General features: G+C 71.2%; 15 protein-coding genes. 1 reads left to right on the forward strand and 14 read right to left on the reverse strand.

Annotated elements, in window-relative coordinates; translation table 11 throughout:
- Positions 1 to 79 precede the first annotated feature (79 nt).
- Genes ACN27J_RS06295 through ACN27J_RS06305 form a run of 3 tightly spaced genes read right to left on the reverse strand, consistent with a single transcriptional unit; the run spans position 80 to position 3,896 of the window.
- Entirely contained in the window at positions 80 to 1,141 is a 1,062-nt protein-coding gene (locus ACN27J_RS06295) for an acyl-CoA dehydrogenase family protein (protein ID WP_421364432.1), read from the reverse strand.
- 13 nt (positions 1,142 to 1,154) lie between these two features.
- Positions 1,155 to 2,306: an acyl-CoA dehydrogenase family protein gene (locus ACN27J_RS06300; protein ID WP_421364433.1), complete on the reverse strand. Its 1,152-nt coding sequence runs from the start codon at positions 2,304 to 2,306 to the stop codon at positions 1,155 to 1,157.
- Between the two features lie 39 nt (positions 2,307 to 2,345).
- On the reverse strand, positions 2,346 to 3,896 hold the full coding sequence (locus ACN27J_RS06305) for an AMP-binding protein (protein ID WP_421364435.1): 1,551 nt from the start codon (positions 3,894 to 3,896) through the stop codon (positions 2,346 to 2,348).
- Between the two features lie 69 nt (positions 3,897 to 3,965).
- On the opposite strand from ACN27J_RS06305, the gene ACN27J_RS06310 reads away from it, so the two are divergent.
- A complete protein-coding gene (locus ACN27J_RS06310) occupies positions 3,966 to 4,955 on the forward strand; it encodes an MBL fold metallo-hydrolase (RefSeq protein WP_421364436.1) in 990 nt (329 codons plus the stop codon).
- Between the two features lie 3 nt (positions 4,956 to 4,958).
- Here the strand turns inward: ACN27J_RS06310 and ACN27J_RS06315 are convergent, their stop codons facing one another.
- The 11 genes from ACN27J_RS06315 to ACN27J_RS06365 are packed head-to-tail and all read right to left on the reverse strand — an operon-like array spanning position 4,959 to position 17,044.
- On the reverse strand, positions 4,959 to 6,527 hold the full coding sequence (locus ACN27J_RS06315; RefSeq protein WP_421364437.1) for a class I adenylate-forming enzyme family protein: 1,569 nt from the start codon (positions 6,525 to 6,527) through the stop codon (positions 4,959 to 4,961).
- Positions 6,524 to 8,047 carry a class I adenylate-forming enzyme family protein gene (locus ACN27J_RS06320; protein WP_421364439.1) on the reverse strand — a complete coding sequence of 508 codons (1,524 nt, stop codon included), beginning with the start codon at positions 8,045 to 8,047 and terminating at the stop codon, positions 6,524 to 6,526. Before ACN27J_RS06320 ends, ACN27J_RS06315 begins: the two co-directional genes overlap by 4 nt.
- Positions 8,047 to 8,541, reverse strand: coding sequence for a VOC family protein (locus tag ACN27J_RS06325; protein ID WP_421364441.1), 495 nt, complete (start codon positions 8,539 to 8,541; stop codon positions 8,047 to 8,049). Before ACN27J_RS06325 ends, ACN27J_RS06320 begins: the two co-directional genes overlap by 1 nt.
- A 22-nt stretch (positions 8,542 to 8,563) precedes the next feature.
- Positions 8,564 to 9,484: an SDR family NAD(P)-dependent oxidoreductase gene (locus tag ACN27J_RS06330; RefSeq protein ID WP_421364443.1), complete on the reverse strand. Its 921-nt coding sequence runs from the start codon at positions 9,482 to 9,484 to the stop codon at positions 8,564 to 8,566.
- On the reverse strand, positions 9,481 to 10,665 hold the full coding sequence (locus tag ACN27J_RS06335; RefSeq protein ID WP_421364445.1) for an acetyl-CoA acetyltransferase: 1,185 nt from the start codon (positions 10,663 to 10,665) through the stop codon (positions 9,481 to 9,483). The genes ACN27J_RS06330 and ACN27J_RS06335 overlap by 4 nt, the downstream gene beginning before the upstream one ends.
- Entirely contained in the window at positions 10,655 to 12,055 is a 1,401-nt protein-coding gene (locus ACN27J_RS06340) for a hypothetical protein (protein ID WP_421364446.1), read from the reverse strand. The genes ACN27J_RS06335 and ACN27J_RS06340 overlap by 11 nt, the downstream gene beginning before the upstream one ends.
- 16 nt (positions 12,056 to 12,071) lie before the next feature.
- On the reverse strand, positions 12,072 to 12,863 hold the full coding sequence (locus ACN27J_RS06345) for an ABC transporter ATP-binding protein (RefSeq protein ID WP_421364447.1): 792 nt from the start codon (positions 12,861 to 12,863) through the stop codon (positions 12,072 to 12,074).
- The gene (locus ACN27J_RS06350) at positions 12,860 to 13,747 is read right to left on the reverse strand and encodes an ABC transporter permease (RefSeq protein ID WP_421364449.1); all 888 of its coding nucleotides are present in this window, start codon (positions 13,745 to 13,747) and stop codon (positions 12,860 to 12,862) included. Before ACN27J_RS06350 ends, ACN27J_RS06345 begins: the two co-directional genes overlap by 4 nt.
- Positions 13,748 to 13,752: 5 nt before the next feature.
- Complete coding sequence (locus ACN27J_RS06355; RefSeq protein ID WP_421364451.1) at positions 13,753 to 14,676, reverse strand: ABC transporter permease; 924 nt, start codon at positions 14,674 to 14,676, stop codon at positions 13,753 to 13,755.
- Positions 14,673 to 15,518, reverse strand: coding sequence for an ABC transporter ATP-binding protein (locus tag ACN27J_RS06360; protein WP_421364453.1), 846 nt, complete (start codon positions 15,516 to 15,518; stop codon positions 14,673 to 14,675). The genes ACN27J_RS06355 and ACN27J_RS06360 overlap by 4 nt, the downstream gene beginning before the upstream one ends.
- 2 nt (positions 15,519 to 15,520) lie before the next feature.
- Complete coding sequence (locus ACN27J_RS06365) at positions 15,521 to 17,044, reverse strand: ABC transporter substrate-binding protein (protein WP_421364455.1); 1,524 nt, start codon at positions 17,042 to 17,044, stop codon at positions 15,521 to 15,523.
- Between the last annotated feature and the right edge of the window lie 157 nt (positions 17,045 to 17,201).

Raw genomic sequence — 17,201 nt, forward strand, 5'->3', positions numbered from 1 at the left:
ACCACTCCTCGTTTATTCCGACCAGCCGGTATGTTACCGCTGCGTTACTGGCACTGCAAGGTCTGCGCAGGTCAGCGCCTTAGTCCGTAGGGTGTCCCGGGCCCGTCCGGCGCGCCTCGATCCGTAGCGCGCCGGCCCGGTGCCGGTGCCACCGGCCACGGCCGGCCCGGGCGTCGAGCACCAACGCCCGACGCAGGAACAGATGCGGATCCGCTTCCATGGTGATGCCCATCCCGCCGTGCACCTGGATCCCCCGCTCAGCGGCAAAGACCGCGGCCTTGCCCGCCGCCGCCTTCGCCGCGTGCACCTGGATGCCAGCGTCCGGGCGGCGGTTGTCGACCGCCCAGGCGGCGTAGAGCGTCAGGTCCCACGCCGCCTTGCGCGCGGTGGCGGCCTCGGCCAGCTGGAACGCGACCCCCTGGAACGACCCGATCACCCGGCCGAACTGCATCCGGGTACGGGCCTGCTCGGCGGCCAACTCGATCGCGCCCTGCGCGACGCCGCACAGCTCGGCGGCGACCACCAGGGTCGCCCGCCACAACCCGGTGCCGACCGGGTCGACCCGCTGCGGTGTGGACAGCGACACGTCCGACAGCGGTACCGACGGGTCGAACGACCGCCGCTCGGTGACCCCGGACCGCTCGACGAGTGCGGCAGCGTCGGCGACCCAGACCCCGTCGGGACCGGCGACGACGAACCCGTCCGCCTGAGCGGCGTACGGCACCAGGGTCCGCACCAGCGGATCCGGCACCGACCGGTCCGGCCAACCAGGCGTGGACGGCACGTCGACCGCCGGAGCGAGCACCCGGCGGCCGTCGAGGATCTCGTCGGGCAGCGGCACCGACCGTCGGTCGTCGCCGCAGAGCAGCTGTACGGCACCCGCGTGAGCCGCGAACCGACTCGGGACCAGGTGCTCACCGAGCACCTCTACGGCGACGAGCAGGTCGATCAGAGCCGACCCGACACCGCCGGCCGACTCCGGCACGCCGAGCAGGCCGAAGTCGCGCAGCAGCGGTCCGTCGGCGGCGCAGGGCCGCCAACCGGCTGACAGCGCGGCCCGCGCCGCGCCGGCCTGCGCCTTGGCGAGGGCCGCGACGGTCCCGCCGATCTCCTGCTGTTCCTGGGTGAATGTCGCGTGCACGCGGCCACTCCGCTCAACGTGAACGGGGCAGGTCAAGCACCCGCTCCGCGAGAATCGACTTCTGGACTTCCTCCGTGCCGCCCTCGATCGTGTGGGCGCGGGCACGCAGGTAGCGGTGCATCCGGGCGGCGGCGCCGGCACCGTCGAGAAGCACTCCGCCGGCGTCGTCGAGCTGCACCGCGAGCCGGTTCGCGTTCTGCACCACGCCGGCCCACAGGCTCTTCAGCGCCGACGTCTCCGGGCCGGGGATGCCACCGGCACGGCTCTCCGCCAGCATCCGCATCGACCCGATCCGGACCGCCTCGGCGTCGCACTGCAACGCGCCGATCGTGTCGACGACGGCGCTGTCGTCAGCCAGTCCCCGCGCGATCGCCAGATCGACGACCCGGTCCACCGCCTGGCGGGCCCACACCCACAGGTTCAGCGCCATGCTGCCGCGTTCGAAGGCGAGCGTGGTGAGCGCGACCTTCCAGCCGTTGCCGACCCCGCCGAGCACGTCGGAATCGGGGACGAACACGTCGTCGAGGAACATCTCGTTGAACTCGGTGTCCCCGTTGATCATCACCAGTGGTCGGACGGTGAACCGGTCCATCGGGGCCAGGAAGTAGGTGATGCCCCGGTGCCGGGTCTCCTCGGGGTCGGTCCGCGCCAGCAGCAGACACCGGGAGGCGTTGTGCGCGTTGGAGGTCCAGATCTTGGTGCCGTTGATCAGCCAGCCGCCGTCGACCCGGGTCGCGGCGGTACGCAGACTCGCCAGGTCGGAGCCGGAGCCGGGCTCACTGAAGCCCTGGCACCAGTACTCCTCGCCGCGCAGGATGCCCGGCAGGTACCGGGCCTGCTGCTCGTCGCCGCCGTGCGCGATGATCGTCGGGCCGGCCAGCATCATGCCGACACCGTTGAGCGGGTACGGCGCGCCCCGGACCGCCGCCTCCTCGTTGAAGATCGCCTGCGCCAACGAGTCCATTCCCCGACCGCCGTGCTCGACCGGCCAGGACAACCCGGCCCAGTTGCCGGCGCAGAGTCGCTCCTGCCAGACCCGTGACCAGTGCTCACGCTCGCTCTGGGACAGCTCCTCCTGATCGGGCACGTCGCGCAGCGCCTGGTCGAGCCAACTGCCGGCCTCGCGCCGGAACGCGAGGTCGCTGTCGCTGTCATCGAAGTCCATGCCGGGCTCCCCTGTCGTCGGACACCTCACACGTCGTGGTCACGCCGACACCTCCGGGGCACGGGTGAGCCGCGCCTTGTAGAGCTTGCCGTTGGGGTCGCGAGGCAACGCCGCGCGGACGACGTACGAATGCGGACGTTTCGGCTTGGCCAGCCGTTCGGCGAGGTAGGTGCGGATCTGCGCGAGCGCCGTCTCGGCGTCGGGCGCGCTCTCGGTCAGCACGACGTGGGCCTGCGGCACCTCGCCGAACTCCGGATCGGGTACGCCGACGACCCCGGCGTCGGCGATCCAGTCGTGGCCGAGCAACGCGGCCTCGATCTCGGCCGGGTAGACGTTGACCCCGCCGACCAGGATCAGTTCGGCCGCCCGGCCGGTGATGTACAGGAAGCCGTCGGCGTCGACGTGGCCGACGTCCCAGACGGTCATCAGCCCGTCGCGGCGGGCGCCGTCGGTCTTGCCGGGGTCGTTGTGGTACTCGACCCGGTCGGAACCCTGACGCATGTACACGATGCCGGTCTGGCCGGCCGGCACCTCGTTGCCGGCCTCGTCGAGGATCCGCAGCGTCGAGATGGAGGCCGGACGACCGACCGTGCCCGGGTGGGCGAGCCACTCGTGCGGACGGGCGATGGTGGTGCCGACCTCGGTCGAGCCGTAGTACTCGTAGACCACCGGGCCGAACCAGTCGAGGATGCGCTGCTTGACCTCGCGCGGGCACGGCGCGGCGCCGTGCAGGACGTAGCGCAGCGAGGAAATGTCGTAGCTGTCGCGAACGCCCTGGGGCAGTTGCAGCAGCCGGTAGAAGTGGGTCGGCACCATGCTGGTCCCGGTGACCCGCCGCTCGTGGACCCGGCGCAGGAAACCCTCCGGCGTCCAGCCGTCCATCAGCACCATCGTGCCGCCGGCGTGCAGGGCACCCATCGCGGGAGTGATGTTCGCCGAGTGGTACAGCGGAGCCGAGACGAGCCAGGACCCGAACGCGGGACGTTCCATCCCGAACTCCTGGAACAACCACCGGTAGGTCGACGCACCGGTGTCGGCGTCGACTCCGGCCAGGGGCCGCTTCACCCCCTTCGGGCGGCCGGTGGTGCCCGAGGTGTACATCATCAGCGACCCGGCCGGGGTCTGCTCCGGGCTGACCGTCGACATACCGTCGGTGAGCTGCGACAACGGACGAACGCGATCGGTGGTGGGGACTCCGTCGACGTACACCTGGATCCCGGGCACGCCGACGGCGGCCGCGGCTGCGACGACCGGCTCCACCCGCCCGGAACAGACGACCACCTTGGCGCCGCTGTCGGCGAGGATGTAGGCGATCTCCGGCTCGGTCAGGTGGTAGTTGAGCGTCACCAGGTAGAGCCCTGACTGCATCGCGGCCAGGTAGAGCGCGACCATGCCGGCACTGTTGGTCATCACCGCCGCGACCGTGTCACCGGCACGCAGGCCCGCACGGGTGCGCAGGCCGTGCGAGATCCGGTTCACCTCGGCGTACAGCTCGCCGTAGGAGATCTGCCGATCGTCGGCAGTCACGATCGCGCACAGGTCCGGCTCGGCGGCTGCCCAGAGCCGGAAGCCGGTCCGCTCGTCGCTCATCGGACTCCTTGAGTTAAATTCCGACCATCCGGTATGTTGTTGTTTCCACAGTAAGGGAGGCGTCTGACGATGTCCAGACCCGTGAACGACACGCATGCCGCCAGCTATCACGCCCGGCAGATACCCGCTCCGACCGAGGTCACCGACGGCGTCTGGGCGATCCCGGTCCCGCTGCGCGGCAGCGCACTGCGCTACGTCACCGTCTTCCTGGTCGACACCGGTGACGGTGCCGTTCTGATCGACGCCGGCTACGACCACCCGAGCTGCTGGCAGTCGTTCACCGAATCGGTCGCCGCGATCGGCCACCGGATCGAGACGATCTCCACCGTCCTGCTCACCCACAACCACCCGGACCACATCGGCTTCGCCGCCCGGGTCCGGGCGCTGTCCGGTGCCTCGGTGGTCATGGGGCAGGCCGACGACTTCGCCACCATGCACCGGGGCAGGGGCGGCTTCCTCACCCAGCTGCGGACCGCCCTCACCACGACCGGTGCCCCGCCCGACGTCGTCGAGGCGATGTACGCCGACGCGATCGCGGTCACCGCGCACCACGAGGACCTGCGGATCGACCTGGCTGTGGCCGACGAGACCGAGTTCCGGTTCGGCGACGTGACCATTCGCGCCGTGCCAGCCCCGGGGCACACCTACGGGCACACCGTCTACTTCGACACCCGCGGCTCGGTCTTCACCGGCGACACGATGATGCCCGAGGGCCCCACCCAGCTCGCGATTGTCAGCCGCGCCGACGACGACCCGGCGGCGGACCTGTTCCGGACGCTGGAGCGCGTCCGCGACCTCGGCGCGACGATCGCCTGCCCGGCCCACCAGTTTCCGTACCGCGACGTCGCGGCCCGCGCCGACGAGCTGGCGGCCTTCCACCGTGACGAGGTCGCCACCGTCAGCGCTCTGGCCGGGACCGACGGGGAAACCACCGCCTGGGACGTCGCCCGGCGGATGCGGTGGCGTAAGCCCTGGGACGAACTCGGCCGGGGCACCCAACGGTTCTCCCTCGTCCATGCCCAGGCCCTGCTGCGGCACACGGCGGGCGTCCACCGGTAGTGGTCAGTCGCGTCGCGGCCGGTCGTAGGTCCAGTCCGGGCGCGCCGACGACCGCAGCTCCCGCAGGCTCCGCTTCAGCACCTTGCCGGACGGATTCGTCGGGAACTCGTCCACTACGTAGATCTCCTTCGGCACCTTGAAGCCGCCGAGGCGCTGCCGGGCATGCGCGATCAGCGACTCGGGTTCCAGGCCGGGTCGGCCGATCACGAACGCCACCGGGACCTCCAGCCACACCGGATGCGGCGCCGCCACCACCGACGCGGCCAGCACCAGCGGGTGGTCGGCCAGCACGTTCTCGATCTCGGCGCTGGACATGTTCTCCCCGCCGCTGCGGATCATGTCCTTGAGCCGGTCGCGGATGTACAGGTAGCCGTCGGCGTCGAACCGACCGATGTCGCCGGTGTGGAACCACCCGTCGCGCCACGCCGCCCTGGTCGCCTGCGGATCGTCGAGATAGCCAGGGCTCACCTTCGGGCCGCGCGCGATCACCTCACCGTCGTCGCCGACCAGCACGTCGTTGCCGTCCACGTCGACCACCCGTACCTGGACCCACGGCACGGGCAGGCCGACCGACCCCTGCTTGGACCGCATGTGCGCCTCGTCCAGGTACGTCAGAGCGCTGCACGTCTCGGTGAGACCGTAACCCTCGATCAGCCGGGCGTCCGGAAAGAGCTCCCGCGCCACGGCGAACAACGCCGACGTGACCTGCGAATAGATGACCCACCGCACCGAGGTCAGGTCGGCGGCGGCGACATCGGCCGCACGGCGGACCATGTCGAGCATCGTCGCCGCCATCACCATGCCGGTGATCCGCTCGGTCTCGATCGCCCGCAGCACCGCCGCCGGCTCGAACCGCCGGTGCAGCACCATCGTGCCGCCGACATGCCAGATGCCGAAGCCCGGCAGGTCGGTGCCGCCGACGTGGTACAGCGGTGCGAAGTTGAGGATCCGGTCGCTCGGCCGCAGCCCGAGCTCGACGATCTGGGCGTGCATGTTCATGTTCACGTTGCCGTGGGTGAGCAGCACGCCCTTGGGCAGCCCGGTCGTGCCGGAGGTGTAGACGATCCGGTGCAGGGCCGCGTCGTCGAGATCGACGTCGGCGACCCGGGCACCCCGGTGGGTCCCGATCAGCCCGCGCACGTCGACCCAGCCGTCGTCGATCGGTTCCAGCGCGAACCGGCGTACGTCGGCCGTCGGGCCGGCGCCGGCCTCGGTCAGCGCGGCGTCGGTCAACGCGGCGAACTCCGGGACCGTGGCGACCGCCTGGACCCGCGCGTGCCGCAGCAGCTTGGCCAGTTCGCCGGCGGTGAGCCGGTAGTTCAGTGGCACGAAGACCGCGCCGAGCTTCGACAACGCCAGCGACAGCAGCAGGAACTCGGGCACGTTGTTCGAGATGATCGCCACCCGGGCGTCGCGGCGAACGCCCTCGGCGGCCAGCCCTGCGGCCAGGGCCTCGACGTCGGCGGCGAGCTGGCGGTGGGTCCACCGGCGGTCCTCGAAGACCAGCGCGTCGGCGTCGGCGAAGCGCCGGGCGTTACCGGCCAGCATCGCGGCGACGTTCGCCGTACTCATCCGGTCACCGCCGCCTCGCGCAGCTGCTTCTTGAGCACCTTGCCTGAGTCGTTGCGCGGCAGCGACGTCACGATCTGCACGTACTTCGGCACCTTGTACCGGGCAAGTTCGGCCAGGCAGTGCTCGCGGATCCCCTCCGCCGTGGTGGTCGCGTCGGCGCGCAGGATCACGTACGCCTTCGGGACCTCGTCCCAGGTCGGGTCCGGCACCCCGATGACGGCGACCTCGCTGACATCGGGATGCCCGGCGATGACCCGTTCGACCTCGGCGCTGGCGATGTTCTCCCCACCGGACTTGATCAGGTCGGCGCGGCGGTCGACGAACCACAGGTAGCCGTCGGCGTCGATCCGCCCGACGTCGCCGGTCAGGAACCAACCGTCCCGGCGGGTCCGCCGGTTGGCCTCGTCGTCGTTCCAGTAGCCGGGTGAGATCTTCTCGCCCCGGATGATGATCTCCCCCTCCACGCCGGGCGGCACCGGCTGGAACTGTTCGTCGACGATCCGGACGTGCACTCCCGGGAACGGTGCGCCGAGCGCGCCGAGCTTGTTCTGTTCGTGGGCTGCGTCCAGGTAGCAGACGCCGTTGCACAGCTCGGTCATGCCGAAGGTGTCCACCAGGCGTACGTGCGGCAGCCGGCGTTTCACCTCGCGCCGCACGCTGGGCGCGACCCCGGCGAAGAGCAGGTAGCGCAGCGACCCGAGGTCCGACTGGTCGTCGCGGTCGAGCAGCCCGAAGAGGATCTGCGCCGCCAGGACCATGCCGGTGATCCGCTCCCGGGCCACGGTCCGGGCGATGTCCGCGGCCTTGAACGTCGGGGTCAGCACCATCGTCGCGCCCGCCACGAACGTCGCCAGGCCCGGTGCCTCCAGCCCGCTGACGTGGAACAACGGAGCCGAGACGAGGATCCGGTCGGCTGCGGTGAGCTCCAATTCGAGCACCTGCGCCAGGTGGTTGGCGGTGAGGTTGCCGCAGGTGTGGATGACGCCCTTCGGGCGTGCGGTGGTGCCGGAGGTGTAGAGCAGCCGGTGTATGTCGGCCGAGGTCTTCTCCGCGTCCGGCACCCGCACCCCCGGCGGCTGCGCGGCGAGCAGATCGGCCAGTCGACGGGCGTCGGCGACGACCCGGGTGCCGTTGGCCACCGTGGTCCGCAGGCCGGTCGTGGCCGCCAGGGTGGCGGCGGCGTCGGCGAAGTCGTCGTCGTAGATCAGGGCGGTGACGCCGGCCTGGTCGATGACGTACGCCTGCTCGTTGGGGTGCAGCCGCCAGTTGAGCGGAACGGAGATGGCACCGAGGCGGCTCAGCGCCAGCAGTTCGATGACGTACGTGGCGGTGTTGCGCCCGAGCACCCCGACCAGGTCGCCGACGCCGATGCCGACGGCGCGCAGCGCCGCCGCGTGCCGGTCGACGTCGGCGTCCAGTTCGGCGTACGTCCAGCGGGACTCTCCGTCGACCAGCGCCTCCCGGTCGGCGCGGCGCAGCGCCTGCCGGCGCAGCGTTTCGGTGAAGTTGCTGGTCGCCATCAGCTGCCGCCTTCCCGCCGCCGGGCCAGGATCTCCTCCCGGGACGGCAGCGCCACGAACTCCAGCAGGTTGCCGTCGAGGTCACGAGCCGCGAACGCGGTGATCGGCCCGTAGCTGTCCAGCAGAACCTGGTTCGGCGGGCTCAGACACTGCGCGCCGAGCTCGACCAGCCGGGCGTACAGCTCGTCCATCTCCGCCAGCGGCACCGCGAAGCTGAGCAGGAAGGTACCCAGTTCCAGATGTCCACCGGTCGCCGTCCGGGTCGCGGTGCCGTTCCACTCGATCAGTTCCAACTGGCCGATCTGGCTCGGTCCCTGCAGGTACTGGACCCGGCCGGCGGTGCCGGCGGGCAGGCCCAGCGACACCTCGATGCCGGGGCCGGCGACGTCGGCCCTAAGCGTCCGACGGTAGCCCAGCGCCTTCTCGTAGAAGTCCGCGGCCCGGTCGACGTCGGAAACGGTCACGGCCACATGGTGCACTTCGCTCACCGGCATGGTGGCTCCCTTCCTTGACGGCTCAGGCGGTTGGACCGGCTGGTCCGGACAGCGCCCGCTGGATCAGCGTGACCTCGTCGGCGCCGCTGTCAGGAACGATGAAGTCGTCGAGTCGGCAGATGTCGTCGATCGACGCGCTGATGTCGTCGGGCGAGACCGGCTCGGCCCCGCCGTACCAGCCGGGGGTGACGCCGAGGAAGATCCGCCCGACCCGGCCGCCGCCGACGGTGAGGATGTGCCGGTTCAGCTGGCACTGCCCGGAGGCGAGGTAGGTCGCCACCGCGGCGACGTGCCGGGGGTCGAACCGGTCGGTCAGCTCACCGAGGAGGTTCTCGGTCATCCGGGTCGCGGCGGTCGGCGCGATCGCGTTCACCAGGATGCCCCGGCGGGCTCCTTCCAGGGCGAGTACGTTCATCAGCCCGATCAGGCCGGCCTTCGCCGCCCCGTAGTTGGCCTGGCCGAAGTTGCCGAACAGCCCGGACGACGAGCTGGTCAGCACGATCCGCCCGTACCCCCGCTCGGCCATCTGCCCCCACGCGGGCCGCAGCACGTGGAACGCCCCGGCCAGGTGCACGTCGAGGACCGCGGTGACGTCCTCCTCGCGCATCTTGGCCAGCGTGCTGTCCCGCAGGATGCCGGCGTTGTGGATGACCGCGTCGATCCGGCCGTACTCCTGCACGGCCCGTGCGACGAGGTCGGCGCCGCCGGCAGCGGTGGCGACCGAGTCGGTCGACGCGAGGGCGACACCGCCGGCGGCGCGGATCTCGTCGACCACCCGCTGCGCCGCACCGGAGGAACCCGAACCGTCCACCGCCCCGCCGAGGTCGTTGACGACCACGCGGGCACCGCGTTCGGCCAGCAGCAGGGCGTGCGCCCGGCCGATCCCGTTGCCGGCGCCGGTGACGATCGCGACCTGCCCGTCGAGGCGCACCTGGGGGCTCACCGCTGGCTCCCCAGCACCGCGACGAACGCCACGCAGGAACCCGGCTGCCCGCCGAGATTCTGCGCGAGGGCCAACCGGGCGTCGGGCACCTGGCGGGCACCGGCCGCACCCCGCAGCTGGGTGAAGCACTCGAACACCATCCGCAGCCCGGTGGCGCCGATCGGGTGGCCGAACGACTTGAGACCGCCGTCGGTGTTCACCGGCAACGCACCGCCCAGGTCGTACCGGCCGTCGAGGATGTCCCGCCAGGCCTTGCCCCGCTCGGAGAATCCCAGGTCCTCCATCAGCACCACCTCCGTCGGAGTGAAACAGTCGTGCACCTCGGCCAGCGAGATCTGTGTCGCCGGGTCGGTGACGCCCGCCTGGTCGTAGGCCTGTCGCGCCGCGTCGACCACCTCCGGGAAGGTGGTGAAGTCGTAGCCGTCGGTGGCCAGGCCCGCGCCCGAGCCCGCGACGAACCCCATTCCCCGCAGGAACACCGGCTTGTCGGTGTAGCGGTAGGCGTCCTCGGCGCGGACCAGGATGGCCGCGGCGGCGCCGTCGGACACGCCCGAGCAGTCCAGCACGCCGAGCTGCCCGGCGACGCGCGGCGCGTTCTCGACGGCCTCGGCGGAGACGGCCTTACGGAACTGGGCGCGCTCGTTCAACGCGCCGTTCTCGTGGTTCTTCATCGCGACCTTGGTGAGCGCGTCGCGCATGTCCCGCGCCCCGACGCCGTACGCCTGCTGGTAGGCGGGGGCGAGCAGGGAGAATCCGGCGGGTGCGGTCCAGTCGACGTCGGTGCCGTCGGCGGGTGGGTAGACGGCGGCCAGACCGGAGTACGCCGAATCCTTCAGCTTCTCCACACCGGTCGCCATGACCATGTCGTACGCCCCGGAGGCGACCGCGAACGCCGCGTTGCGCAGCGACTCCGAGCCGGTGGCGCAGTAGTTCTCCACCCGGGTCACCGGCTTGCCGACCAGGCGCAACGGCCGGGCCAGCGTCTGCCCGGACATCCCGGAGCCCTGGGTGCCCACCCAGAACGCGTCGACGTCGTCGAGGGTGGCACCGGACAGCGACCCGACGCACTCGTGCACCGCGTCGACCAGCAGATCGTCGGCGGAACGGTGCCAGTGGTCACGAAACGGGGTACAGCCCATCGCGACGATCGCGACGTCGTGGGCCATCCGTCTACTGGCCATCGGTGGCCTCCTTCCGTGGCCGGAGTTTCCAGAAGTAGTTGTGGATCGAATCGGTGGTCCACAGCCGCCGGAAAGTCGGCGTCATCGCCATGCCCACGGCCACGTCGCCCGGCGCGACGTCGGTCGCGTACATGCTGAGCCGGCCACCGCCGTCGACGTCGGCGACGACGACCGCGACCGCCGGTTCCGGCATGGTGGTCAGATGGTCCGTGGTCACCGAGACGACCCGGGCCGTCTTGTCCCGCAGCGGGACCGTCGCTGGCGTCTGCCCCGACGCGGCGGTGCCGCAGGAGGCGCAGACCTTGGCCGGCGGTGTGGTGACCTTCGCGCAGGCGGCGCACCGGCTGCCTTCCAGCCGGAACTTCCAGCCGGACCGGCGGACCATCGGCGGTGACGCCGGTGCCGGCGATGCCGGCCGGGCCGGACCTTGCACCTCCAGTAGTCCGCGCCAGCGCAGGTAGCGGCCGTACCCGACGGGTCGCCGGGCGGCGAGCTGCTCCCGTACGGACGCCCCGCCGCGCGCCGCCCGCACCTCGTCGCCGACCCGCCAGACGAAGGCGTCGGCGCCCTCGGTGGCCGACAGCAACAGGATCGTCCGGCCGGGCTGCGCCTCGTCGAGCGCGGCGGCGAGCAGCAGCGCGGGGTGGGCGGCACCGGTGAAACCGGTGGCCCGTTCGACCTTCGCGTCGGCCCCCGATCCGCCCAGCGTGCGGCGCAGCGCTGCGGCGGCGCGGGCGTTCGACGACGACACGACGACCTCGTCGACGGTATCCAGGCTGGCGAGGGTGAACGCGCGGCGGGCCGCGTCGAGGCCGGCGGTGACGAGGACGTCGGCGGTGAACCGTTCGTCCCAGACGCGGTCGTGCCGTTCCCCGGGCAGCCGCCACCGTTCCAGGATCTCGGTGGTGTGTCCGGCGCGGGCCAGCAGGGTCGCGGCACGGGTACCGCCGCCGACGAACGCTGCGGCGCCGTCGCCCTGAGCGAGTTCGTCCGGTGCTCCCGGGCGGGTGGTCCGTAGGTCGGCCATCATCGCCGCGGCACCGGAGCACGCGACGAGGTCGAGGGCGGTCGCGCCGCAGCGGTGTCCGCGCAGATCGACCGCGCTGACGGCCGGATCGAGCCCGAGCGCGGCGTGCACGACCCCGGCCGAGGTCTTCGCCTCGTACGGTGCGCTGGTGGTGGCGAGCAGCAGCTGCCGACCGACGTGGCCGGCGGCGGTGAGCTGCCGCATCGCCTCGACCGCCATGGTGACGGTGTCCTCGTCGTAGGCGGCGACGCTGCGTACCGGTCCGCCCGGCCTGGGCGGTCCGGACGCGTCGAGCCTGTTGTCGTGCAGGGCGTACGCCGGCAGGTGTACCGCGTAGCCGTCGATGCCGGGCTGGTCAGGCATGTGTCGCGGTTCTCCTTCAACTCCACGATGGGATGGCGGCGAGCAGTCGCCGGGTGTACTCCTGTTGCGGCTCGTCCAGCACCTGCTCGGCCGCACCCTCTTCGACGACCCGGCCGCCGCTCATCACCGCGATCCGGTCACAGAGGTCGCTGGCGAGCATCAGGTCGTGGGTGACGAAGAGCAGGCCGATGCCGAGTTCGTCGACCAGGGTGCGGAACAGCTCGACGACCTTGGTCTGGGTGGTGACGTCGAGGGCGGTGGTGCACTCGTCGGCGATCACCAGCGCCGGACGGGTGACGACGGCCAGCCCGATGGCGACCCGCTGGCGCAGCCCGCCGGAGAGCTGGTGCGGGTAGCTGCCCAGCACCCGCGCCGGGTCGGTGATGCGCATCTGCGCCAGGACCTCCACCGAGCGGCGCTCGACCTCGGCCCGGGTGATGCCCCGGACGTGGCGGCGCAGCACCTCGGCGAGCTGTGTGCCGACCTTCATCAGCGGGTTCAACGACCGGGAGGCGTCCTGGAAGACCATGCCGACGGCGCTGCCCCGGACCCGGTCGGTGCGGTCCACGCCGGGGGCCATTACCTCGTCGCCGGCGAGCGTGACCCGGCCCTGTTCGACATCGACGTTGCGTTCGAGCAGCCCGACGACGGTGCGGGCCAGGGTGGTCTTGCCGCTGCCGGATTCGCCGACTACGCCGACGATCCGGCCTCGGTCGACGTCGAGGTCGACGTCGTCGAGCAGCCGCAGGTCGCCGTCGGCGAGTCGGGCGACGACGGACAGGCCGCAGACGCTCAGCAGCGCGGTCATCGGCGCCTCTTCCGTGGGTCGTGGTGGGTGAGCAGCGCGTCGCCCAACAGGTTGACCAGCAGCACCAGCAGGGTGATGGCGAGCCCGGGGAAGAGCGCGATCCACCAGGCCTGGCTCAGCTCGTCCTGGCCGGAGGCGAGCATCGACCCCCAGCTCACACTCGGTGGCGGTACGCCGAGGCCGAGGAAGCTCAACGCGCTCTCGATCAGGATCGCCGTGCCGATCTGGAGGGTGCCGAGCGCGACGACCGTACCGGCGAGGTTGGGCAGGACGTGCCGGAAGACGATCCGCGCCTCCGACGCGCCGGCCGCCCGTAGACCGGTGACGAACTGCCGCTCGCGGATCGCGAGGGTCGCCGACCGGGTGACCCGGGCGCAGACCGCCCAACCGGTCAGCGCCAGCACCAGGAACAGCACCGGCAGGGAGCTGCCCCGGTTCGAGATGATCGCGAGGGCGACCAGGATGAACGGCAGGGCCAGCTGGGCGTCGATGAGCACCGAGATGACCCGGTCGACCCAGCCGCGGAAGTAGCCGGCCAGCACGCCGAGCAGGGTGCCGGGACCGATGGCGACCAGGGCGCCGGCGACGCCGATCAGGATGGTCAGCCGGCCGGCGGAAACGAACTGGGTCAGGACGTCCTGGCCGAGTTTGTCGGTGCCGAGTGGGTGCGCCCAGGTTCCGCCGTCGAGGAAGGCGGGCGGTCGCCGGGTCGCGGCCAGGTCCTGCCCGGGCTCCGGCAGCAGTCCGGTCAGCGGCAGTACCAGCACCAGACCGGCGACGACCACCAGCGGCAGAGACAGCCAGAACACCGAGGTACGGGCCCGCCGTACCGGGCGTCGTGGGGTCTGCGTCGCGGGTGCCGGATGCACATCGGTTCGGCTCATGGCCGTCACCTCACCCTCGGGTCGACGACCGAATGGATCACGTCGACGAGCAGGTTCAGCAGGACGAACGTCAACGCACCGAAGACGACAATCGCCTGGACAAGCGGGAAGTCCCGGAACTGGATGGCCTGCAGCGCCAGCTGACCGAGGCCGGGCCAGGAGTAGACGTACTCGATCGCGACGGCGCCGGAGAGCAGGATGCCGGTCTGGAGCACGACGATGGTCAGGATCGGCATCATCGCGTTCTTGAACGCGTGCCGCCACACCACCCGCCGGCCGCGCAGCCCGCGGGCCCGGGCGGAGTCGATGTACGGCTCGGCCAACGTCTCGCTCATCGACGCCCTGGTGAGCCGGGCGATCTGGGCCATCGGGTACACCGACATGGTGACCGCGGGAAGGACCAGATGCTGCGGGGTGCCGGACTGCCCGGCGGGCAGCCAGCCGAGGTTCACGGCGAACAGCGCCACCAGCATCATGCCGAACCAGAAGACGGGCACCGACTGGCCGAGCAGGGCGACGGTGGAGGCGGCGCGGTCCCACCAGGTGCCCTCCCGGGTCGCGGCCAGCACCCCGAGCGGCACCCCGACCAGTACGGCGAGTGCCATGCCGGCGGCGACCAGTTGCAGGGTGAACGGCAGCCGGTCGGCGATCAGGGTCGTGTTGGCCTGGTAGAACTGCAGCGACTGGCCGAGGTCACCGGTGAGGATGCCCTTGAGGTAGTCGAAGTACTGGACGACCAGCGGCAGGTCGAGACCGAGTTGGTGCCGCAGGGCGTCCCGCTGCTCCGGGGTGGCCATCGGTCCGAGGATGGCCACGGTCGGATCGCCGGAGAGCCGCCCGAGGGCGAACGCCAGGCTCAGCGCGATGAGTAGGGACGCCAGCAGGGACGCCAGGCGACTGCCGACCCGTCGGACGGTGCTGGCCTTCATCGGCGGGACCTCCAGCGGGCACCGGGCATCGCGGCGAGCAGCTCGCGCGTGTAGTCGTTGCGGGGGTTGACGAAGACGGCCTCGCACGGCCCCGACTCGACGACCCGGCCCTGGTACATGACGTACACGGTGTCGCAGACGGAGCGCACGACGGCGAGGTCGTGGCTGATCATCAGCAGGGCCGTGCCGGTGCTCTGCCGGATCTGGGCCAGCAGTGCCAGCACGTCGGCCTGCACCGAGACGTCGAGGCCGGAGGTCGGTTCGTCCGCCACGATCAGCCGCGGCCGCATCAGCAGTGCCCGGGCGATGCAGACCCGCTGGGCCTGGCCGCCGGAGAGCTGGTGCGGGTAGCGGTCGAGGATCTGCGGCGCGAGCCGGACCCGGTCGAGCAGTTCGGTGTCGCTGGTCCAGGAGGTGCGCTCGGGCTGCAGCCTGCGCAGCTCGCGTAGCCCGGAGCGGACCGACTGCCGGGGGTCGAGCGATCCGTGCGGGTCCTGGAAGACCACCTGCACCTCGGGGCGCAGCCGCCGCAGCCGCGTCCGACTGATCGAGGAGAGCTGGTGCCCGAGCAGCCGGATGGCCCCGTCGCCACGGGTGCCCAGCCCGGTGGCCGCCATGGCGAGCGTCGTCTTGCCGGATCCGGATTCGCCGACAACGGCGACGCTCTCGCCGGCGCCGATGTGCAGCGACACGTGGTCGACCGCGCGCAGCACCGTCCCGGTGCTCCGGTCGCGGTGCTCGACGACCAGGTCGTCGACCACCAGCACGGCGGTGTCGGTGTCCGGGGTGCGGGGGTGCCGGGCGGGTTCGCCCGACACCCCCGTCTGCGCTGCTCCGGTCATCGTCAGCGGGTCGTCTTCGTGAAGTCCACGGTGTTCAGCGGACCGAACTCGACACCGGTGACACCGGGGCCGGTCGCGTAGTTGAAGATCTGCCGGTAGAGCGGGACGTAGCAGTGCTTCTCGACCACTCCGATGGTGTTGAGCTGCTCGTAGATCGGGGCAGCCTGCTCAGCGCTGTCCTGTTCGAGCGCCTGCTGGGCGAGCTGGTCGATCTGCGGGTCGGGGCAGTTGCCGGTCAACGACGCGGTCTTCATGAAGCCGCTGACGAAGTAGTCCGGCACGGCGACGTTGGGTACTCCGGCGAAGATGGCGACGCCGGGGACCTGGCGGCCGATGATCCGCTGCACCAGGGTGCCGTAGTCGAGCGGCTCGTAGCTGACCGTGAAGCCGGCCTGTTCGAGGCTGCCGCCCACGGCCTGGGCGACCTCTTCGATGTTGGTGTACTGCGCCGCCGGATAGGTGATCTGTACGGTCGGGGTGGCGTCACCGACGAGTTGCGCGGCCTTCGCCGGGTCGGCGGTGACGCTGTTCTGCGGTTGCTGGCCGGGCCGGACGTTGAGCAGTCCGGCGTCGGCGGCGGCCTGGCCGTCGAAGATGCCGCTGACGATCGCGTCCCGGTCGATGGCCAGGGCTGCGGCCTCGCGCAACTGCGGGTCGTCGAACGGTGCCTTGGTCGAGTCGAGGAAGGCGACGATCTTCATGGCGGTCTCGGTGCGGACCACGTCGACCCCGGCCGCTTCGGCCGCCTGCGCCTGGGCCGGCGGTAGGTCGAAGGAGACGTCGACGGTCCCGCTCTGGATCAACGCGAGCCGCTGCGCGGCCTCGTTTGCCCAGGTGAAGGTGACGCCGTCGTTCGTCGGTTCGTCGCCCCAGTAGTCGGGGTTCTTGGTGACCGAGATGTCGCGGCCGGCGTTGGCGCCGGCCCACACGTACGGGCCGGTGCCGACCGGGGCCGCAGCGAAGCCTTCGGACCCCTGCTCCTGGTAGTAGGCCGGTGGGACCAGGTAGACCGTGGTGAGCAGATCGGGAATGTTGTACTGCGGCGTGCCGGTGGTGACCACGACGGTGGCGTCGTCGGTTGCCTCGATCGAGGTGACGTTGCCGAAGTAGGACTTCAGCGGTGACCCCTCGGTGTCGCGGGTGAGCGTGATGGTGTTGGCGACGGCGGCGGCGTCGGCCGCTTCCCCGTTGCTGAAGGTGATGTCGGGGCGGACGGTGAACGTCCAGGTCGTGGCGTCGGCACGGGTCCAGTTGGTGATCAGACCGGTGTCGGTGGGCACGAGGTCTTCGTCGATGTCGATCAGTGGTTCGAGCATTGTCGCCCAGACCACCTGGGCGGAGCGCGCACCGACGATCGGGTCGAGGGTGGCGGGCTGGGCCGCGAGCAGCGCACGGATGATGGTCGGGCCGGACGACCCGGTGTCATCGGGTTCGGTGCCACCGCAGGCGGTCAGGCCGACGCTGGCGACAGTGATGGCGGCGGCGGCCACGAGAGGCCGCCGGGAACGCAGGATTTTCATGATCATCAGGGGTGTCCTTCACAGCGATGGACCCGTTCACGTCGCCGCGTTGCGCACCGGTGACGCTCGCCACAAAGTACCGACCAGCCGGTATCAAGTCAACGGTTCGCGCAGGTATCTCGACTATGACATTCGCGTGACAAAGACCGGCCAGCCAGCGGCG

Origin of the sequence: Solwaraspora sp. WMMB762, from assembly GCF_049179115.1 — a bacterium.
Taxonomy (GTDB): domain Bacteria; phylum Actinomycetota; class Actinomycetes; order Mycobacteriales; family Micromonosporaceae; genus Micromonospora_E.

Coding starts and splice junctions, on each gene's coding strand:
- ACN27J_RS06300 (WP_421364433.1), bottom strand. CDS start 2,306: ATGGACTTCGATGACAGCGACAGCGACCTCGCGTTCCGGCGCGAGGCC.
- ACN27J_RS06305 (WP_421364435.1), bottom strand. CDS start 3,896: ATGAGCGACGAGCGGACCGGCTTCCGGCTCTGGGCAGCCGCCGAGCCG.
- ACN27J_RS06310 (WP_421364436.1), top strand. CDS start 3,966: ATGTCCAGACCCGTGAACGACACGCATGCCGCCAGCTATCACGCCCGG.
- ACN27J_RS06315 (WP_421364437.1), bottom strand. CDS start 6,527: ATGAGTACGGCGAACGTCGCCGCGATGCTGGCCGGTAACGCCCGGCGC.
- ACN27J_RS06320 (WP_421364439.1), bottom strand. CDS start 8,047: ATGGCGACCAGCAACTTCACCGAAACGCTGCGCCGGCAGGCGCTGCGC.
- ACN27J_RS06325 (WP_421364441.1), bottom strand. CDS start 8,541: ATGCCGGTGAGCGAAGTGCACCATGTGGCCGTGACCGTTTCCGACGTC.
- ACN27J_RS06335 (WP_421364445.1), bottom strand. CDS start 10,665: ATGGCCAGTAGACGGATGGCCCACGACGTCGCGATCGTCGCGATGGGC.
- ACN27J_RS06340 (WP_421364446.1), bottom strand. CDS start 12,055: ATGCCTGACCAGCCCGGCATCGACGGCTACGCGGTACACCTGCCGGCG.
- ACN27J_RS06345 (WP_421364447.1), bottom strand. CDS start 12,863: ATGACCGCGCTGCTGAGCGTCTGCGGCCTGTCCGTCGTCGCCCGACTC.
- ACN27J_RS06350 (WP_421364449.1), bottom strand. CDS start 13,747: ATGAGCCGAACCGATGTGCATCCGGCACCCGCGACGCAGACCCCACGA.
- ACN27J_RS06355 (WP_421364451.1), bottom strand. CDS start 14,676: ATGAAGGCCAGCACCGTCCGACGGGTCGGCAGTCGCCTGGCGTCCCTG.
- ACN27J_RS06360 (WP_421364453.1), bottom strand. CDS start 15,518: ATGACCGGAGCAGCGCAGACGGGGGTGTCGGGCGAACCCGCCCGGCAC.
- ACN27J_RS06365 (WP_421364455.1), bottom strand. CDS start 17,044: ATGATCATGAAAATCCTGCGTTCCCGGCGGCCTCTCGTGGCCGCCGCC.